The organism is Nocardia carnea (assembly GCF_029868855.1).
GTDB lineage: Bacteria > Actinomycetota > Actinomycetes > Mycobacteriales > Mycobacteriaceae > Nocardia > Nocardia carnea_A.
The window spans coordinates 26,296-42,719 of the sequence record NZ_JARWOV010000085.1; the positions used below are offsets into that span (position 1 = coordinate 26,296).

Annotated in this window: 17 protein-coding genes; 9 read left to right on the plus strand and 8 right to left on the minus strand. The window is 67.6% G+C overall.

Features of this window, described 5'->3' with window-relative positions:
- Positions 1–25 precede the first annotated feature (25 nt).
- Positions 26–553 (minus strand): pyridoxamine 5'-phosphate oxidase family protein, encoded by a 528-nt coding sequence (locus QH195_RS07880; RefSeq protein WP_280434895.1) that lies wholly within the window; start codon positions 551–553, stop codon positions 26–28.
- A 34-nt stretch (positions 554–587) separates the two neighbouring features.
- Positions 588–1,289 (minus strand): IclR family transcriptional regulator, encoded by a 702-nt coding sequence (locus QH195_RS07885; RefSeq protein WP_280423951.1) that lies wholly within the window; start codon positions 1,287–1,289, stop codon positions 588–590.
- A gap of 143 nt (positions 1,290–1,432) precedes the next feature.
- Here QH195_RS07885 and leuC point away from each other — a divergent pair, with 143 nt between their 5' ends.
- The 3 genes from leuC to QH195_RS07900 all read left to right on the plus strand — a co-directional run bounded on the left by leuC (position 1,433) and on the right by QH195_RS07900 (position 4,302).
- On the plus strand, positions 1,433–2,848 hold the full coding sequence (gene leuC, locus QH195_RS07890) for a 3-isopropylmalate dehydratase large subunit (protein ID WP_280423952.1): 1,416 nt from the start codon (positions 1,433–1,435) through the stop codon (positions 2,846–2,848).
- A gap of 53 nt (positions 2,849–2,901) precedes the next feature.
- Positions 2,902–3,510 carry a 3-isopropylmalate dehydratase small subunit gene (gene leuD / locus QH195_RS07895; RefSeq protein WP_280423953.1) on the plus strand — a complete coding sequence of 203 codons (609 nt, stop codon included), beginning with the start codon at positions 2,902–2,904 and terminating at the stop codon, positions 3,508–3,510.
- 156 nt (positions 3,511–3,666) lie between these two features.
- Complete coding sequence (locus QH195_RS07900) at positions 3,667–4,302, plus strand: HU family DNA-binding protein (RefSeq protein ID WP_280423954.1); 636 nt, start codon at positions 3,667–3,669, stop codon at positions 4,300–4,302.
- 191 nt (positions 4,303–4,493) lie between these two features.
- Here QH195_RS07900 and QH195_RS07905 read toward each other — a convergent pair whose 3' ends face one another.
- The 3 genes from QH195_RS07905 to cofC are packed head-to-tail and all read right to left on the minus strand — an operon-like array spanning position 4,494 to position 8,414.
- On the minus strand, positions 4,494–5,468 hold the full coding sequence (locus QH195_RS07905; protein ID WP_280434896.1) for an NUDIX hydrolase: 975 nt from the start codon (positions 5,466–5,468) through the stop codon (positions 4,494–4,496).
- Positions 5,465–7,657, minus strand: coding sequence for an RNA degradosome polyphosphate kinase (locus tag QH195_RS07910; RefSeq protein WP_280434897.1), 2,193 nt, complete (start codon positions 7,655–7,657; stop codon positions 5,465–5,467). The genes QH195_RS07905 and QH195_RS07910 overlap by 4 nt, the downstream gene beginning before the upstream one ends.
- Positions 7,658–7,709: 52 nt before the next feature.
- Positions 7,710–8,414 (minus strand): 2-phospho-L-lactate guanylyltransferase, encoded by a 705-nt coding sequence (gene cofC / locus QH195_RS07915; protein WP_280434898.1) that lies wholly within the window; start codon positions 8,412–8,414, stop codon positions 7,710–7,712.
- A gap of 30 nt (positions 8,415–8,444) precedes the next feature.
- Here cofC and QH195_RS07920 point away from each other — a divergent pair, with 30 nt between their 5' ends.
- Positions 8,445–9,440, plus strand: a complete 996-nt coding sequence (locus tag QH195_RS07920) for an NAD(P)H-dependent glycerol-3-phosphate dehydrogenase (protein ID WP_280434899.1) — start codon at positions 8,445–8,447, stop codon at positions 9,438–9,440.
- Between the two features lie 57 nt (positions 9,441–9,497).
- A complete protein-coding gene (locus tag QH195_RS07925) occupies positions 9,498–10,616 on the plus strand; it encodes a D-alanine--D-alanine ligase family protein (protein WP_280434900.1) in 1,119 nt (372 codons plus the stop codon).
- 79 nt (positions 10,617–10,695) lie between these two features.
- On the opposite strand, the gene QH195_RS07930 is transcribed toward QH195_RS07925, so the two are convergent.
- Positions 10,696–11,319, minus strand: coding sequence for a DUF3515 domain-containing protein (locus QH195_RS07930; protein WP_280434901.1), 624 nt, complete (start codon positions 11,317–11,319; stop codon positions 10,696–10,698).
- Positions 11,320–11,658: 339 nt separating this feature from the next.
- On the opposite strand from QH195_RS07930, the gene QH195_RS07935 reads away from it, so the two are divergent.
- Genes QH195_RS07935 through QH195_RS07950 form a run of 4 tightly spaced genes read left to right on the plus strand, consistent with a single transcriptional unit; the run spans position 11,659 to position 14,588 of the window.
- Positions 11,659–12,699, plus strand: coding sequence for a thiamine-phosphate kinase (locus tag QH195_RS07935; protein WP_280434902.1), 1,041 nt, complete (start codon positions 11,659–11,661; stop codon positions 12,697–12,699).
- An 11-nt stretch (positions 12,700–12,710) separates the two neighbouring features.
- Positions 12,711–13,394, plus strand: coding sequence for a uracil-DNA glycosylase (locus tag QH195_RS07940; RefSeq protein WP_280423962.1), 684 nt, complete (start codon positions 12,711–12,713; stop codon positions 13,392–13,394).
- 36 nt (positions 13,395–13,430) lie between these two features.
- Positions 13,431–13,667: a hypothetical protein gene (locus QH195_RS07945; protein ID WP_033241348.1), complete on the plus strand. Its 237-nt coding sequence runs from the start codon at positions 13,431–13,433 to the stop codon at positions 13,665–13,667.
- Positions 13,668–13,718: 51 nt separating this feature from the next.
- Entirely contained in the window at positions 13,719–14,588 is an 870-nt protein-coding gene (locus tag QH195_RS07950) for an alpha/beta fold hydrolase (RefSeq protein WP_280434903.1), read from the plus strand.
- A gap of 347 nt (positions 14,589–14,935) precedes the next feature.
- Here QH195_RS07950 and QH195_RS07955 read toward each other — a convergent pair whose 3' ends face one another.
- Both QH195_RS07955 and QH195_RS07960 read right to left on the minus strand, forming a co-directional pair.
- Complete coding sequence (locus tag QH195_RS07955; protein WP_280423964.1) at positions 14,936–15,721, minus strand: enoyl-CoA hydratase/isomerase family protein; 786 nt, start codon at positions 15,719–15,721, stop codon at positions 14,936–14,938.
- Positions 15,718–16,233 (minus strand): GNAT family N-acetyltransferase, encoded by a 516-nt coding sequence (locus QH195_RS07960; protein ID WP_280434904.1) that lies wholly within the window; start codon positions 16,231–16,233, stop codon positions 15,718–15,720. The genes QH195_RS07955 and QH195_RS07960 overlap by 4 nt, the downstream gene beginning before the upstream one ends.
- Positions 16,234–16,424: the final 191 nt, after the last annotated feature.

Consider the following 16,424-nt stretch of genomic DNA (forward strand, 5'->3'; position numbering starts at 1 on the left):
TCGGAATCACCCGGGGAGTTCGAGATCAGTCGTCGAGGGCGCCGGCGGTGGAGCCGCCGAGGGGCATTTCGGGGAGGCCGAGTTTGCGGTGGTCCCAGCTGCGGATACGTTCGGGGACCACGCGGACGGCTACGCGCTTGTTCAGCATGCCTTCGACGTACTGGCGCATATCTTCGGTGTAGGGGCCGGTATAACGCTCCCAGACGCTGACGCCGACGGCGAACAGCTTCTCGGGATCGTCGATCACTTCGGCGTGGCCCTCGATGGAGACGCCGCGCAGGGTGTCGTAGGTCTGGCCGGCCTCGACCATGCAGGTGATCGTGGGATTCCGGCGGAGATTGACGGCTTTCTGGGATTTGCCTTTGGTTTCGAACCACAGTTCGGGAACGGCATCGGGGCGGTCGGGATCGGCGATCAGCGCGTACCACATGGCGGTGAGGTGCGGTTTTCCGTCGGCACCCAGGGTGGCCAGGGTGGCCACGCGGCTGCGCGTGAGGAAATCGGTGATCTCGGCGTCGGTCATCACGATCTGTGACCGTTGGTTCACTCCCATGAGGTCACCATAAGTGACGGCGGGTGCCCACCGCTCAGAGTCGGCGGTGCAGGGCATCCGCCGCCGCGACGAGGTCCGCGGCCCAGCGGGCACCGGGGCGGCGGCCCATCCGGTCGATCGGGCCGGAAACGGATATCGCGGCGACCACGGCGCCCTGCTGATCCCGTACGGGTGCCGAGATACTCGCGACCCCGGCCGCCCGTTCGCCGGCGCTCTGCGCCCAACCCCGTTTGCGGACATCGGCGAGAGTGCGTTCGGTGTAGAGAGCCTCGGCGAGCACGCTGCGCTGCAGGTCGGGATCGGCCCAGGCGACCAGGACTTTCGCGGCCGAACCGGCGGTGAGCGGCAGCCGGGAGCCGATGGGCACGGTATCGCGTAATCCGGCGGGCGGCTCCAGGGCGGCGACGCAGACCCGCTGGTTGCCGTCGCGGCAGTACAGTTGCACGCTTTCGCCGGTGATCTCGCGCAGCCGGGGCAGGATCGAGCTCGCGGCCTCGAGCAGCGGATCGGCGGCGCCGGCGGCGAGTTCGCCGAGGGCGGGGCCCGGGCGCCAGGCGCCGTCGCCGTTACGGGCCAGCAGTCGATGGGTTTCCAGGCCTACCGCGAGGCGGTGGGCGGTGGCGCGCGGTAGGCCGGTGCGTTCGCACAGCTCGTTGAGACCGCAGGGCTGCTCGGCGACCGCATACAGCACTGCCACCGCTTTGTCCAGAACGCCGATACCGCTATGCTGTCTCATACAACGATATTAGCGTCCTGCATTCTGAGATGCCATCACGAACAGCCCAGGTGGGTCGTGGGATGGGGTCGCGATATTCCAGCTAGCGCGTATCCGCCACGGGTTACCCGGGCGGGTGCCCGGCCCGAAAGGTGATCGCAACAATGCCACGTACGCTGGCCGAGAAAGTATGGGAACAGCATGTCGTCGCCCGCGGTGAAGGAGAGGGCGAGGCTCGCGAACCCGATCTGATCTACATCGATCTGCATCTGGTGCACGAGGTCACCAGTCCGCAGGCGTTCGACGGTCTGCGGGCGGCGGGGCGGCCGGTGCGCCGGCCGGATCTCACCATTGCCACCGAGGATCACAACGTTCCCACCGCCGATATCGACAAACCGATTGCCGATCCGATTTCGCGTCTCCAGGTGGAGACGCTGCGGCGTAACTGCGCGGAATTCGGTATCCGGCTGCACCCGATGGGGGATCGCGAACAGGGCATCGTGCATGTGGTCGGTCCCCAGCTCGGCCTGACCCAGCCCGGAACGACCGTGGTGTGCGGGGACAGCCATACCTCCACCCACGGCGCGTTCGGCGCACTGGCCATGGGAATCGGGACCAGTGAGGTCGAGCACGTACTGGCCACGCAGACGCTGTCGCTGCGGCCGTTCAAGACGATGGCGATCACCGTCGACGGGGAACTGCCGGCGGGAGTCACCAGTAAAGACCTCATTCTGGCGGTGATCGCCGAAATCGGTACCGGCGGCGGCCAGGGATATGTGCTCGAGTACCGCGGTGAGGCCATTCGGAAAATGTCGATGGAAGCGCGGATGACTATCTGCAATATGTCCATCGAGGCCGGGGCACGGGCCGGGATGATCGCCCCGGACGAAACGACCTACGAGTTCCTGAAAGGCCGGCCGCATGCACCGCAGGGTGCGGACTGGGATGCCGCGGTACAGGCGTGGGAAGCGCTGAAGACCGATGAAGACGCCGTTTTCGACCGGGAAGTGCATATCGACGCGAGTGCGCTGACACCGTTCGTCACCTGGGGTACCAACCCGGGACAGGGTCTGCCGCTCGGCGCAAATGTGCCGGATCCGGCGCAGATCGCCGACGAAAGCGCACGTGAGTCGGCGGAGAAAGCGCTGCGATACATGGATTTGACCCCGGGTATGCCGTTGCGCGAGGTTGCGGTGGACACCGTGTTCGTCGGGTCGTGCACCAACGGCCGGATCGAGGATCTGCGGGCCGTGGCCGGGGTCCTGAAGGGCCGCAAGGTCGCCGACGGGGTGCGGATGCTGGTGGTACCGGGCTCGATGCGGGTGCGGGAACAGGCCGAGAAGGAGGGTCTCGGCGATATCTTCACCGCGGCCGGGGCCGAATGGCGGCAGGCCGGATGCTCGATGTGCCTGGGGATGAACCCCGATCAGCTAGAACCCGGCCAGCGTTGCGCCTCCACCTCCAACCGGAATTTCGAGGGCCGGCAGGGCAAAGGTGGCCGCACGCATCTGGTGTCGCCACTGGTCGCCGCGGCTACCGCGGTCCGCGGCCGGCTGTCGGCGCCCGCCGATCTGAACTGAGCCGCCGCGCCGCATTCCGAAACCTACGATCAGCCCGAAACAGGAGAAATACGATGGAAGCCTTCACCGTGCACAAGGGGATCGGCGTTCCGCTGCGCCGGTCCAATGTGGACACCGATCAGATCATCCCGGCCGTCTATCTGAAGCGCGTGACTCGAACAGGATTCGAAGACGGTCTGTTCGCCGCATGGCGGGGCGACGAGAACTTCATTCTGAACACCGAACCGTACAAGCACGGCTCCGTACTCGTCGCCGGACCGGATTTCGGCACCGGATCATCGCGTGAGCACGCGGTCTGGGCGCTGATGGACTATGGCTTTCGGGTAGTTATCTCTTCACGTTTCGCCGACATCTTCCGCGGTAATGCGGGCAAGGGTGGTCTACTGGCTGCGCGAATGTCACAGAATGATGTCGAAATGCTCTGGAAGTTGCTCGAGGAACAGCCCGGACTGGAATTGGTTGTCGACCTCCAGGCGCGCACGGTGACCGCTGGAACCGTCGTGTTGCCGTTCGATATTGACGACTACACGAGGTGGCGCCTGTTGGAAGGATTGGATGACATAGGCCTGACACTGCGGCGTAGCGATGTGATCGCCGAGTTCGAAAAGGCAAGGCCGGCTTGGAAACCAAAGACCCTTCCCGAACCTATTTCGCAGGCGTAATGTTCTCGGCCTCTTAGTGACGTCTCCGATGACGCGGTAGCTGTGCGTGTGCTAGGCCACATGAATTTTGGCGTGGCACATAGACTCTTGCCCATTGTGGGTTTACCGTGGTACCTAGTCGGTCCGACGACGGGCCATTAGTCTGCGGAGGATTCAATGAACAAGGCGGAACTGATCGACGTTCTGACCGAAAAGTTGGGTACTGACAGGCGCACGGCCACCGCGGCAGTCGAGCATGTGGTCGACACCATCGTGCGTGCGGTACACAAAGGACAGAGCGTCACCATCACCGGATTCGGTGTGTTCGAACAGCGGAAGCGGGCGGCGCGCGTCGCGCGTAATCCGCGTACCGGGGAAACCGTCAAGGTGAAGCCCACTTCGGTGCCGGCCTTCCGGCCCGGTGCGCAGTTCAAGGCGGTAATCGCGGGTAAACAGAAGCTCGCGGCCACCGGCCCGGCGGTCAAACGCGGTGTCAATGCTCCTGTGGCGGCCAAGAAATCCACGGCCAAGAAGACCACGGCGAAGAAAACCACCGCCAAGAAGTCGGCCACCAAGGCGCCCGCCAAAACCACGGCACGTAAGACCGCCACCAAGGCGCCGGCCAAGAGCACCGCCGCGAAGAAGGCGGCCACCAAGACGGCGGCCCGTAAGACGACCGCCAAGAAGAGCCCCGCCAAAGCCGCGGCGAAGAAGACCACGGCCAAGGCCACCGCCAAGAAGACCCCGGCGACGAAGAAGGCGACCACCGCGAAGCGGACCCCGGCGAAGAAAGCCGCCAAGAAGGCGCGCTGATTCGCCCACCCGCGGATGCCGCGGAAATCCCCGACGGCTTTCCGACCCGCGAACGGGTGCTCGTCTGCGAGTAATGCGTGCCGCATCTCGGCCCGCCTGCTCGCGACCTCCACAACCGAAACGCCGGACGGACCAGCCCCCGGGCGATCCCCGGGGGCGTGACCGTTTCCACGGCCGGTGAGGGTTCGGCTCTATCCGGTCGCCGGCGCGGTATCGACCGACAGCGATCGGTCCAGATGATCGGCGGCGACCAATCGGTCGCCCGCGAAAGACAACACCCAGACCGACCCCTTCCGGGTCCGGGCGGGTGACAGTCGCATTCCGTCCCGCTCCGCCCACCACCGGACAAGATCCGGAATGGTGTCGCCTTGACTGCACAGTACGGGCACCGCCCGGGCGGACAGGACCAGCGACCGGATATGTTCCCGCGCCTTCTCGGGATCCGCGGCATATCCGATATCACCGAGCAGCGGGTCCACCGCCACCTCGGCTCCCAAATCCTCGGCCAGCGGGGCCACCGTCTGCACACAGCGCAGCGGTTCGGCGGAATGGATTTCCCCGGCACCGAATGCCAGCAGGTTCGGCACCAGCGCGAGTGCCTGCTGCTGCCCGGCCAGTTCGAGCGGGCGCTGCTCGTCCGGCCCGCGGAACCGGTCGCGGCGACCGGCCTTGGCGTGCCGGACGACGAGGGCGGTCCGGGTATCGGCCGGTAACCGGGTGAACGCCCGGACGATCTGGCGATCCATCGGATACGACAGCGCCGACATCACCGTCTCCAGCGGGCACCAGGTGAGTTCGTCGACTTCGTTGTTCGCCGTGAACGCTCCGCCGGTCACCTCGGCCGCCCAATAGTCGACCCGTTTCAGCCTGCGATGCCCCGGGATCGGATAGGTGACCTTGCCCAGATAGCGGCCCAGCCGGGGCCGCAGCCCCGTCTCCTCCTCGGTTTCGCGGACCGCGGCCAGGACCGGAGTCTCGCCGGGATCGAGTTTTCCCTTCGGCAACGACCAGTCGTCGTATTTGGGCCGGCGGATCACGGCGATCTCCATGCGCCCGGCCGAATCGGGCGCATGGCGCCACAGCACGGTGCCGGCGGCATGAATATTGGCTGTGGTCCGGGGATCCGGGTAGGACGGTGGTGTATGCGTGGTGCCCACTGCGTTCACTGCTGATCCGGGCGGCGCAGGCGCATCAGCGCCACTTGATGGTCGCGGACTTCGATCCCGTCACCATCCGGGCCGGTGCCGGCCCGGTCGGGGCTGGATTGCCAATTGCCGTCGGCATCCAGTACCCAGCAGCGGGTCATCGGGTGCAATGCCGATTCGAAGATTCCGTCGAGCCGTTCCCGGAGTTTCGGGTCCTTCACCTGCGCCATGACCTCCACCCGGCGGTCCAGATTGCGGTGCATCATATCGGCGCTGCCGATCCAGAACTCGTCCTGTGCCGCGAAGTTGAGAATCCGCGAATGCTCGAGCACCCGGCCCAGGATCGACCGCACCTCGATGTTCTCGCTCATACCCGCAACCCCCGGCCGCAGTCCGCAGATACTGCGGACCACGATCTGCACCGGAACTCCCGCCTGCGAGGCGCGGTAGAGCGCGTCGATGACCTGTTCGTCGACAAGGGCATTGGCCTTCAGCCGGATCCGGGCCGGTGCCCCCTCCCGGGCCAATTCGGTCTCGCGTTCGATCCGGGAGATGATCCCGGACCGGATACCGCTCGGGGCAACCAAGATATTGCGGTAGTCGGCTTTTCTGGAATAGCCGGTGAGCGAATTGAACAGATCGGTGAGATCGGCGCCGATCTCCGGCGCCGCGGTGAGCAGACCGACATCCTCGTACAGGCGGGCGGTCTTCGGATTGTAGTTACCGGTGCCGATATGGCAGTAACGGCGAATGGTCGAGCCCTCCCGGCGCACCACCAGGCAGGTCTTGCAGTGCGTTTTCAACCCGACCAGGCCGTAGACCACATGCACCCCGGCCTGTTCCAGCGTGCGCGCCCATTTGATGTTGGCCTGCTCGTCGAACCGTGCTTTGATCTCCACGAGCGCCACCACCTGCTTACCGGCTTCGGCGGCGTCGATGAGCGCGTTGACGATGGGTGAATCGCCGGAGGTGCGGTACAGGGTCTGTTTGATCGCCAGGACCTGCGGGTCGGCGGCGGCCTGTTCGATGAAACGCTGCACGCTGGTGGAGAACGAATCGTAGGGGTGGTGCACCAGCACATCGCCTTCACGCAGGGCGGCGAAAACATTGCGCGGGGTCTCACGTTCTCCGAACGCCGGCGGGGTCGCGGGAACGTAGGGGGCGTCCTTGAGATTCGGGCGGTCCACCCCGTATACCTGCCACAGGCAGGACAGATCCAGCAGTCCCGGAACCTGGATCACATCGCCCGGGTCGACCTCCAGTTCCCGCAGCAGCAGGTCGAGCATGTGCTCGGTCATATCGTCGGAAACCTCGAGCCGTACCGGTGAACCGAAGCGGCGCCGCGCCAATTCGCGTTCCAGCGCCTGCAGCAGGTCCTCGTCGCGGTCCTCGTCCACCTCGAAATCGGCGTTGCGGGTGATCCGGAACGAATGGTGCTCGACCACCGTCATCCCCGGGAACAATTGATCCAGATGCGCCGCGATCAACGCCTCCATCGGCAGGAACGCCGCGATCGAGGCGCCGTTCCCGGAACCGGGCCGGCGGACCCGCACGAACCGGTCCACATTGTCGGGCACCTTCACGCGGGCGAAATGTTCGCCACCGGTGGTCTGGTCCTGGACGGTGACCGCGAGATTGAGGCTGAGCCCGCTGATGTAGGGGAACGGATGCGCGGGATCGACGGCCAGGGGCGTGAGCACCGGAAACACCTGGTCCTGGAAATGCGCGGACAGCCGTTCCCGCTCGGGCTCCTGCAGATCGGCCCAGTCGATGATCTCGATACCTTCCGCGGTGAGCGCGGGCAGCACCTCGGTGAGGAACACCTCGGCGTGGCGGACGGCGAGATCCTGGGTGCGGGCCGCGATCAGCTCGAGCTGTTCGCTGGGCGAGCGGCCGTCGGCCGAGCGCACCGAAAGCCCGGTTTCGGCGCGGCGTTTGAGACCGGCGACACGGACCATATAGAACTCGTCGAGATTCGAAGCGAAGATCGCCAGGAATTTCGCGCGTTCCAGCAGCGGCAGCGAACTGTCCTCGGCCAGCGCCAGGACCCGGGCGTTGAAGTCGAGCCAGCTCAATTCCCGGTTGAGATAGCGATCGGCCGGCAAACGAGGAGATTTCCCGTCCGCCGGGATCTGGGTGGCGGCCGGAGGCGGGGTGGGTAGCACCTGATGCTGCTTGACGGTTTCCGTATCGCTCACGCCTACGATCATCCCCTACGAACCGGGTGGTGTGCAGACACCGGCGGTGACTGTTATCTCTAGTTCACGGGGTGGCGACCGGTCCGCACACCTGGGTGACCGGTTCGCGAACACGAGCCGGCAGACCCAGTTCACGCAGGAGGGCAGCGGTCTCGATACCCGTGCCCAGCGCCTGCACGGCGGCCAGATCCGCGGCGGTGTCGACATCCTGGCGCAGACCCGGCCAATCACCGGCCAGTTCGCGCGCGCCGTCGGTGCGGTGGTGGTGAGCCGAATCACGGCCGAAGCGCGGACGCAGCGGCAGGCCGGACGGCGCGAACAAGGCCGCGGTACCCGTGCCCGCGTGGTCGGTCACCAGGGCGCGCAGCTCGCCGGCGGCGGCTGCCAGTACGGCCGACAACTCCTCCGGGCACAATGCGGGCAAATCCGCCTGCAGCGCCAGCAGGTCCACGGCCCCGTGCCGGCTTCGGACGGCCGCCGCCGCATCGGCGAGCGCGATATTGAGCCCGTCGGGGTCGGTGCGGGCCCGGGCCGGTTCGGGGTGCACCTCGGCGCCGAGCGCACGGGTTGCCTCGGCTACCACCGGGTCCGGCGTGACGATCGTGATCGCCGCGATCGCGGGAACCTCCGCGACCGCACGCACGGTATCGGTGAGCATGGCCAGTACCAGCCGGGACCGGTGCGCCGGCGCCAGTACACCGGCGAGCCGGCTCTTGGCGCTGTCCAGGGATTTCACCGCGATCACGGCGTGCACGGAGTGCGGGCACATGGCCCCATCCTGTCATGGCATTCTGAGCTGATGACGAGGGCGGCGGTAATGGGTGCGGGATCGTGGGGTACGACACTGGCGAAAGTACTGGCCGACGCCGGGACCGAGGTCACGGTCTGGGCCCGGCGGCCCGAGGTCGCCGAGGCACTGGCCACCGATCACCGCAACCCCTACTACATGCCGGGAGTGCAGCTACCGCCGATCGCCGCCACCAACGATCACCGGCGCGCCCTGGACGACGCCGAGATCGTGGTGCTCGCCGTGCCGTCGCAATCTCTGCGCGCGAACCTGAAGACCTGGGCGCCGGATATCGGCGCCGATGCCACCCTGCTGAGCGTGGCCAAGGGCATCGAGACCGGCACCCTGCTGCGGATGAGCGAGGTGATCGCGGAGGTCAGCGGGGCAGACCCGGCGCGGATCGCGGTGCTGTCGGGACCGAACCTCGCCGGCGAACTGGCTGCCGGGCAGCCGGCCGCGACGGTGATCGGCTGTATCGACGCGCAGCGGGCGGCCGCGGTCCAGCGGGCCTGTGTCACCAGCTACTTCCGGCCCTACACCAATACCGATGTGATCGGCTGCGAAATCGGCGGTGCCTGTAAGAATGTGATCGCGCTGGCCTGCGGGATCGCCTCCGGCATGGGCTTCGGCGACAACTCCATCGCCGCGCTGATGACCCGCGGCCTGGCCGAGATCATCAGGCTCGGCGTGGCACTCGGCGCCGAACCGGCGACGCTGGCCGGGCTGGCCGGGGTCGGGGATCTGATCGCCACCTGCACCTCGCCGCTTTCGCGCAACCGATCCTTCGGCGTGGCGCTCGGCTCCGGCGGCTCCATGCAGGTCGCCCAGGAGGCCACTCACGGTCAGATCGCCGAAGGCGTGAAATCGTGTAGCTCGATCCGCGCGCTCGCCGATGCGCACGGGGTGGAGATGCCGCTCACCGAAGCCGTCCACCAGGTGTGTCACGAGGGATTGGCCGTGCAGTCGGCACTGGAGAAACTACTGGGGCGCCGGATCAAACCCGAATGAGCCGCAGCGGCCGGTGCGCGGGGATTATCCGGTGTCGCGACAGGGTACCGTTCGGGCATGACCCGGATCAGAGTTGCCGTCGTCTTCGGCGGGCGCAGTAACGAGCACACGGTGTCGTGCGTATCGGCCGGTGCCGTACTGCGCAACCTCGATCCGGAGCGTTACGAGGCGGTCCCGATCGGGATCACCCAGGCCGGGACCTGGCTGCTCGCCGATATCGATATCGCGGCACTCGCCCGCCACGACCGGACGCTGCCGTCGGTCACCGGCGGCGGTACCGAACTGGTGCTGGCCGCCGATCCCAGCCGCGCCGGAACACTGGTACCGCTCGGTGATCCGCAGACCGTTCTCGGCGCCGTCGATGTGGTGTTCCCGGTACTGCACGGTCCGTTCGGGGAGGACGGCACCGTTCAAGGAATGCTGGAGTTGGCGGGCATCCCGTATGTGGGCCCCGGTGTGCTGGCCAGCGCGGCCGGGATGGACAAGGAGTTCACCAAGAAACTGCTGGCCGCCGACGGTTTGCCGGTGGGTGTGCAGATAGTGCTGCGGCCCGGCACCGCGACCGTCACGCCGGATGAGCGGCAGCGGCTCGGGCTGCCGGTATTCGTCAAACCCGCCCGCGGCGGTTCGTCCATCGGAATCACCAAGGTCACCGACTGGGCCGATCTCGACGCCGCGGTCGCCACCGCACGTGAACACGATCCGAAGGTGATCGTGGAGGCCGGGATCGTCGGCCGCGAGGTCGAATGCGGGGTGCTGGAATTCCCGGACGGCCGGGTGGAAGCCAGTGTGCTCGCCGAGATCAGGATGCCCGAGGACCTCGCCGACGCCGACGCCGGTGAGGAGCCCGCCGGGCCGGCCTTCTACGATTTCGACACCAAATACCTCGATGACGTCTGCGAATTCGATGTTCCGGCGAAACTGGACGACGATATCGCCGAGGAAGTCCGGGCGATGGCGGTACGCGCGTTCCGCGCATTGGACTGCCAGGGGTTGGCGCGGGTCGACTTCTTCGTCACCGAGGACGGGCCGGTGATCAACGAGATCAACACCATGCCCGGATTCACGCCGATCTCCATGTATCCGCGGATGTGGCAGGAAACCGGTATCGGTTACGCGGAACTGCTCACCAACCTGGTCGACACCGCGCTCGCCCGCGGAACCGGGCTGCGCTGAAATCGACCGGCTGCGCTGAGCCGGCCGAGCTGCTGCAAGTCCGCCGGGCTGCGCCGAGTCGGCCGGGCCCGCAGGAGAGCTAGTTGGGCAGTTCGCCGGGATCGAGCGGCCGGGCCGGCAGTTCCGCGGTGATGGTGTCCGATATCGCCTGCAGCGGCGTCGGGCCGGAGCCGTCGGGAACGGTGAGCGCGAGATAAGTTTCGCGGTCCACCGCGAACCAGGTGGCGGTGGCCGCGGTATCGTCGCGGACCTCGAACCATTGGACGCCGTTGACGACCTGCAGCGGGGAAGCCCGGTTGAATTCCAGCGGGCGGTCCAGGCCGCAACGCAGCACCACCGCTTCGCCGCCGTCCGGCCGCTGCCAGGCCGCCGTCGCGGGCGGCGCGGGTTCGACCAGCGTCGAGCGGGTGAACTCGCCGAAGTCGGCGGGTAACGCGGGCAGCAGGGCAGAGCAGGCCGGGCCGTCGGCGGCGGGCGCCGGAACCGGGCCGAGAGCCAGCGGTTCACGGCCGGTTGGGCCGCGCAGCACGATCACGGCCGCGACGAGGACGCCGACCAGCAGCGCGATGGGTAACGCGACAGCGGTCGCGATGAGCGCGGGCGGGTAAGGCGCACGTTCCGGAGTCGCGTTGTCCGTGGTCTCGGAATTGCGTGCCTCGGTATCCGGGGTCTTCGTATCCTTCTCGGGCGATGTCCCCGGCATCCTCGGCGGTCCTTCCTGCGGCGTACGGGTATGGGTGTGCTGCGCCGGACGCTGTGGGGCATCTGGCCGATCGAGTACGGCGTGGCGTGCCGCCGGTCGACCGCCCCGGCCCGGTATCCGATCGCTCCGCCCTGCGTGACCAGCGATCCGGCCGCAGCGCGGCAATGACTGCTGCCACCACACCCGGCTCCGGGCACAGGGTACCGTCAGTGCGGAAAGCGCCGGACGACCGGCCGGCGGCCCACGGCCCGGCCCCGGTCCGCTGCACCGAATCCGTCCGGTCGAGCATCCCGGCCGACGGAATCGACGAATCCCCCGCCCGCTCGGCAGCGGCGGCGAATGAGAGAGGTCCTGGCGATCAGCACTCCACCGACTGTGCGCGACCTGGGCGAATTCGCCCTGATCGACCGGATCAACGCCGGCCGGGCGCAGGGGCCCGCCGTCCGGCTGGGTCCCGGTGACGACGCCGCGGTATTGGCGGCGCCGCGCGGAAATTACGTGGTGAGCACGGATATGTTGATCGAGGACCGGCATTTCCGGCTGGACTGGTCGAACCCGGGCGAGATCGGACGTAAGGCGATCGCGCAGAACGCGGCCGATATCTATGCCATGGGCGCCGAACCCGTGGGTTATGTGATCGGCCTGGGACTGCCCGGGGACACCCCGGTGGATTTCGTCACCGAGCTCGCGGACGGGTTCTGGGCCGAAGCGGAGCGGGCGGGTGGTTCCGTCGCGGGCGGGGATATCGTGCACAGCGCGCAGCTGGTGATCTCGGTCACGGCCTTCGGTGATCCGCTGGCCGATCGGCCGGTGACCCGGTCCGGCGCACGGGTCGGGGGCACGGTGGCGATCGCCGGCCGCCCGGGATGGTCCGCGGCCGGTTACGCACTGTTGTCCCGCGCGCACCCGGAGGCGATGCGTCGACTCGACGATTCGGCTGTCACGGCAGTGACGGCCGCGGTCGCCGCGCACCGGGCGCCCCGTCCGGCCTACAACCTGGTTCGCGTCGCCATGCGTACCGGTACTCCGCCGGAGGCGCTCACCGATATCTCCGACGGATTGCTCGCCGATCTCGGGCATCTGGCGGCCGCGTCGGGGGTCGCGGTGGCGGTGGACTCCGCCGGCCTGCCCGATCCGGACCTGGAGCGGTGTGCCGACGAACTCGAAGCCGATGCGCGGCAATGGATTCTGACCGGCGGCGAGGATCATGTATTCGCCGGGGCCTGGGCGCCCGGGGTGACACCGCCGCCCGGATGGACCACCATCGGACGTATCGAGGCCGGTCGAGGCGTCACCGTGGACGGTGCGCGATACCGCGGTCCGGCGGGCTGGGAAGCCTTCTCCGGCTCGGACTCGGCGAAATCGGACCACTCACGATAGGTTGTGCGGTCATGGGCACGAAACCACTCACGGAAATCATCGATCCGGGCTGGGCGAAAGCGTTGGATCCGGTGGCCGACCGGATCGCGGCAATGGGTGAGTTCCTGCGGGCAGAGAACGCCGCCGGGCGCGGATATCTACCTGCCGGGGAAAATGTGCTGCGTGCCTTCCAGCATCCGTTCGAGGACGTGCGGGTGCTGATCGTCGGCCAGGACCCCTATCCGACGCCGGGCCATCCCATGGGGTTGAGCTTCTCGGTGGCGCCGGACGTTTCGCCGGTTCCGCGCAGCCTGGCCAATATCTTCGCCGAGTACAGCAAGGATCTCGGCCACCCCACCCCCACGAGCGGGGATCTGAGCCCGTGGTCGGATCAAGGCGTACTGCTGCTGAACCGCGTGCTCACCGTCTCGCCGGGCAAACCCGCTTCACATCGCGGAAAGGGCTGGGAACAGGTCACCGAACAGGCCATCCGCGCCCTGGTGGGCCGCAACGAGCCACTGGTGGCGGTGCTGTGGGGCCGTGACGCGGCCTCGCTGAAACCGGCACTGACCCAGGCCGAGGTGCCCTGTATCGAGTCCGCGCATCCGTCACCGCTGTCGGCGTCGCGAGGATTCTTCGGTTCGCGTCCGTTCTCCCGGGTCAACGAACTCCTGGACGAACTCGGCGCCGAACCAGTGGACTGGCGCCTGCCCTGAGCAAGCGTCGAAAGAAAAACAAGTGAGGAGCACACCATGAATCTGCGCGGCATCACCGCCACGCTCGCGCTGGGCGCCGCCCTGTCCGGCGCCGCCGGGGCGACGGCCGGAGCGGCCCCGCTGACCCTGCAGCCGGCCCAGCCGGTCACCGAACCCGCGCCGGTCGCCGAGGATTTCACCTCGTCCGGTTCGTCCACGATCTCCGCGTCGGTGAACGCCAAGGGCGCGTGCCTGTTCCAGCGGACCCTCAGCGCCATGGACCTGGACTGCTGATTTTGTCCGTTCGTACGGCGTAACGTCCGCATATTTGCGATGCTGCAAATCGTGAGTAATGCGAACAATCTGCTCGATCCCGTCCGGCTGCGACTCCGCGGCGCGGGCGGGATCGAGCTCGTTGCGGACCGATACGGCCCCGCGGACGGTCCCACAGTGCTGTTCCTGCACGGCGGCGGCCAGACCCGGCACTCCTGGAAACAGACGGGCGCGCAACTCGGCGCCGCGGGAATCCGGGCGGTCACATTGGACGCGCGCGGACACGGCGACAGCCAATGGGCCCTGGATCGTGATTACCGCTACGAGGCCATGGTCGGCGATGTACTCGCGGTACTGGAACAGCTCGGCGGCGGACCGGTGGTCCTGGTCGGCGCCAGTATGGGCGGGATCACCGGACTGCTGGCCACCGCCGCGCCGGGCGGGGACGCGATCTCCGCGCTGGTCCTGGTCGATATCGTCACCCGTCCCGAACCCGAGGGAGTCGACCGGGTGGTCACCTTCCTGAACAAGAACCCCGAAGGCTTCGCCACCGTGGAGGAAGCCGCCGACGCGGTCGCCGAATATATGCCGCACCGGCCGCGCCCCAAATCCAGCGCGGGCCTGCTACGCAACCTCCGGCAACGCGACGGACGCTGGTACTGGCACTGGGACCCGGGCATTCTCGGCGACAAAGGTCACGACCCCGACGAGATGGCTCGTAACCTCGAGGGCGTCGCCCGCGCCCTGACGATCCCCGTGCTGCTGATCCGGGGAATGAAATCCGATGTGGTCAGTGCCGAAGGCGCCGCCGAATTCCAGACACTGGTACCGCACGCGGAAATCGCCGAAATCGGCAATGCCGCCCATACCGCCGCCGGCGACGACAACGACGCCTTCACCGAGGCGGTCACCAAGTTCGTGCTCCGCGCCCGGCGCAGCTGATTGCCGAGGTTGCGAGTTCCGGCCCGTCCCACCGACAACCCTGGAGTGCCTTGCCGAACTCGATACCGCGCTCGGTGATCTCGATGCGGCGAGGGGCAGAGTCAGCACATGCTCGGCCGAACTCGGGATCCGGGCGGTGCGGTCGGCGTAGTCGGTGCGTTCGAAGCTCGAAGGTGTCGCCGAGGCTCGGTTTCGCACTCCTGGCCCGGTGTGGGGCCGTGTCGTGTCGTACCTGCCGGGCCGGATCGCGGCTGTCACCGGTGCATGATGTGTCCGGGCGCCGGGCCGCCATCGGTGGTGCGATGAGGCCCGGGACCGGACCGGCTCTACGTGCTCAGGGGTTGCGATCAGGCCAGGCCGGAATAGTCGGGAGTGCGTTTGGCGAGGAACGCGTCGACGCCTTCGCGGCCGGTGGGGCTCCCGGCAGCTTTGCCCATGGCATCCCGTTCGGCGTCCAGTTGTTCGCTCAGGGTCGCGGTGGCGGACCGGCTCAGCAGCGTACGAATGGAGGCATAGCTGGCGCGCGGACCGCGGGCCAGGGTGCGGGCCAGGTCACGGGCGGCGTCCTGGACCGCATCGTCGCTACCGGTGAGACGTGCCAGAATGCCGAGGCGGTGCGCTTCGGCCGCGTCCAGCACAGTGTCGGTGAGCAGGATGTCGCGGGCCTTCGCGACGCCCACCAGCCGCGGTAGCGTCCACGACATACCACCGTCCGGGCTCAATCCCACACCCGGATACGCGGGGCGCAGCCGGGTGCCCGGGCCGCCGACCGCGATATCGGCGGCGCACACCAGGCTCATACCGGCGCCGGCCGCCCACCCGTGCACCGCCGCGACCACCGGGACCGGCGCGGCATCCAATGCACGGACGAAGACGTGCAGCGTATCGGCGAGCCGGTACAGGTGCGCGGCACGGTCCTCGGCGGCGGCGAAATCCCGAACGTCACCGCCGGCGCAGAAATTGGGCCCGGAACCGATGAGCAGTACGGCACCCACATCCTTCCCCGCCGCGGCCAGGGCGGCGGTTCCCGCGGCGACTCCCGCGAAATCGAGCGAGGTCCCTCGGGCCGCGGTGGACAGGGTGATCTCCAGTACCCCGTCTTCGATCCGGATGTATTCGGTTTCGGTGCTCATGATCGGCACTTTACTGCCGGACGCACCATCCTGATCTCGGTCGCGGTGGCGAACCGTTCGGCCCGGGCGGTGCCGTCGGGTACGAAACCGTACTTGCGGTAGAAGGCGCGGGCCCGCGGGTTGCCCTCGAAAACCCACAGTGAGCAGGACTTATCCGGTTCGAGAACGGTATTGAGCAGTGCCTGCGCGAGCCCGGTGCCATACCAGGGGGCACGAACGTACATCGCGCTCAGCTCCCGGTCCGCGACCGCCGGAAGTTCATCCGGCAGGCCGTACTGGGTGAAGCCGATGATCTCGCGACCGCGTTCCGCGACCCAGGTCGGCTTTCCGGCGTGACCGCGGGCGGTGCGCTCCCAGCTCGCGGCTCGACGATCCGTATCGAAGGCAGCCAGCACATGGTCGGGTACGAGTCCCCGATAGGCCTCCCGCCAGCAGGCGATATGGCAGACCGCCAACGCCCGCGCATGTTCCGGAACAAGGGGAACTATTCGCCACGGCCGCCCGGATTCCATCCGCTCCGCACTGTTCGGATCGATAGGTGACCCTCCGATCGGGATACCCCACGCCCCCGGCGCGCGTTGCGCCCTCCCACCTATATACCTCCCCACACCCCCTCCCCCGCCGCCCCCCCCCCCCGGGGGCTGCCTGGGTCGTGGGGTATCCCGATCGGAGGGTCACCTATCGATCCGAACAGTGCGGAGCG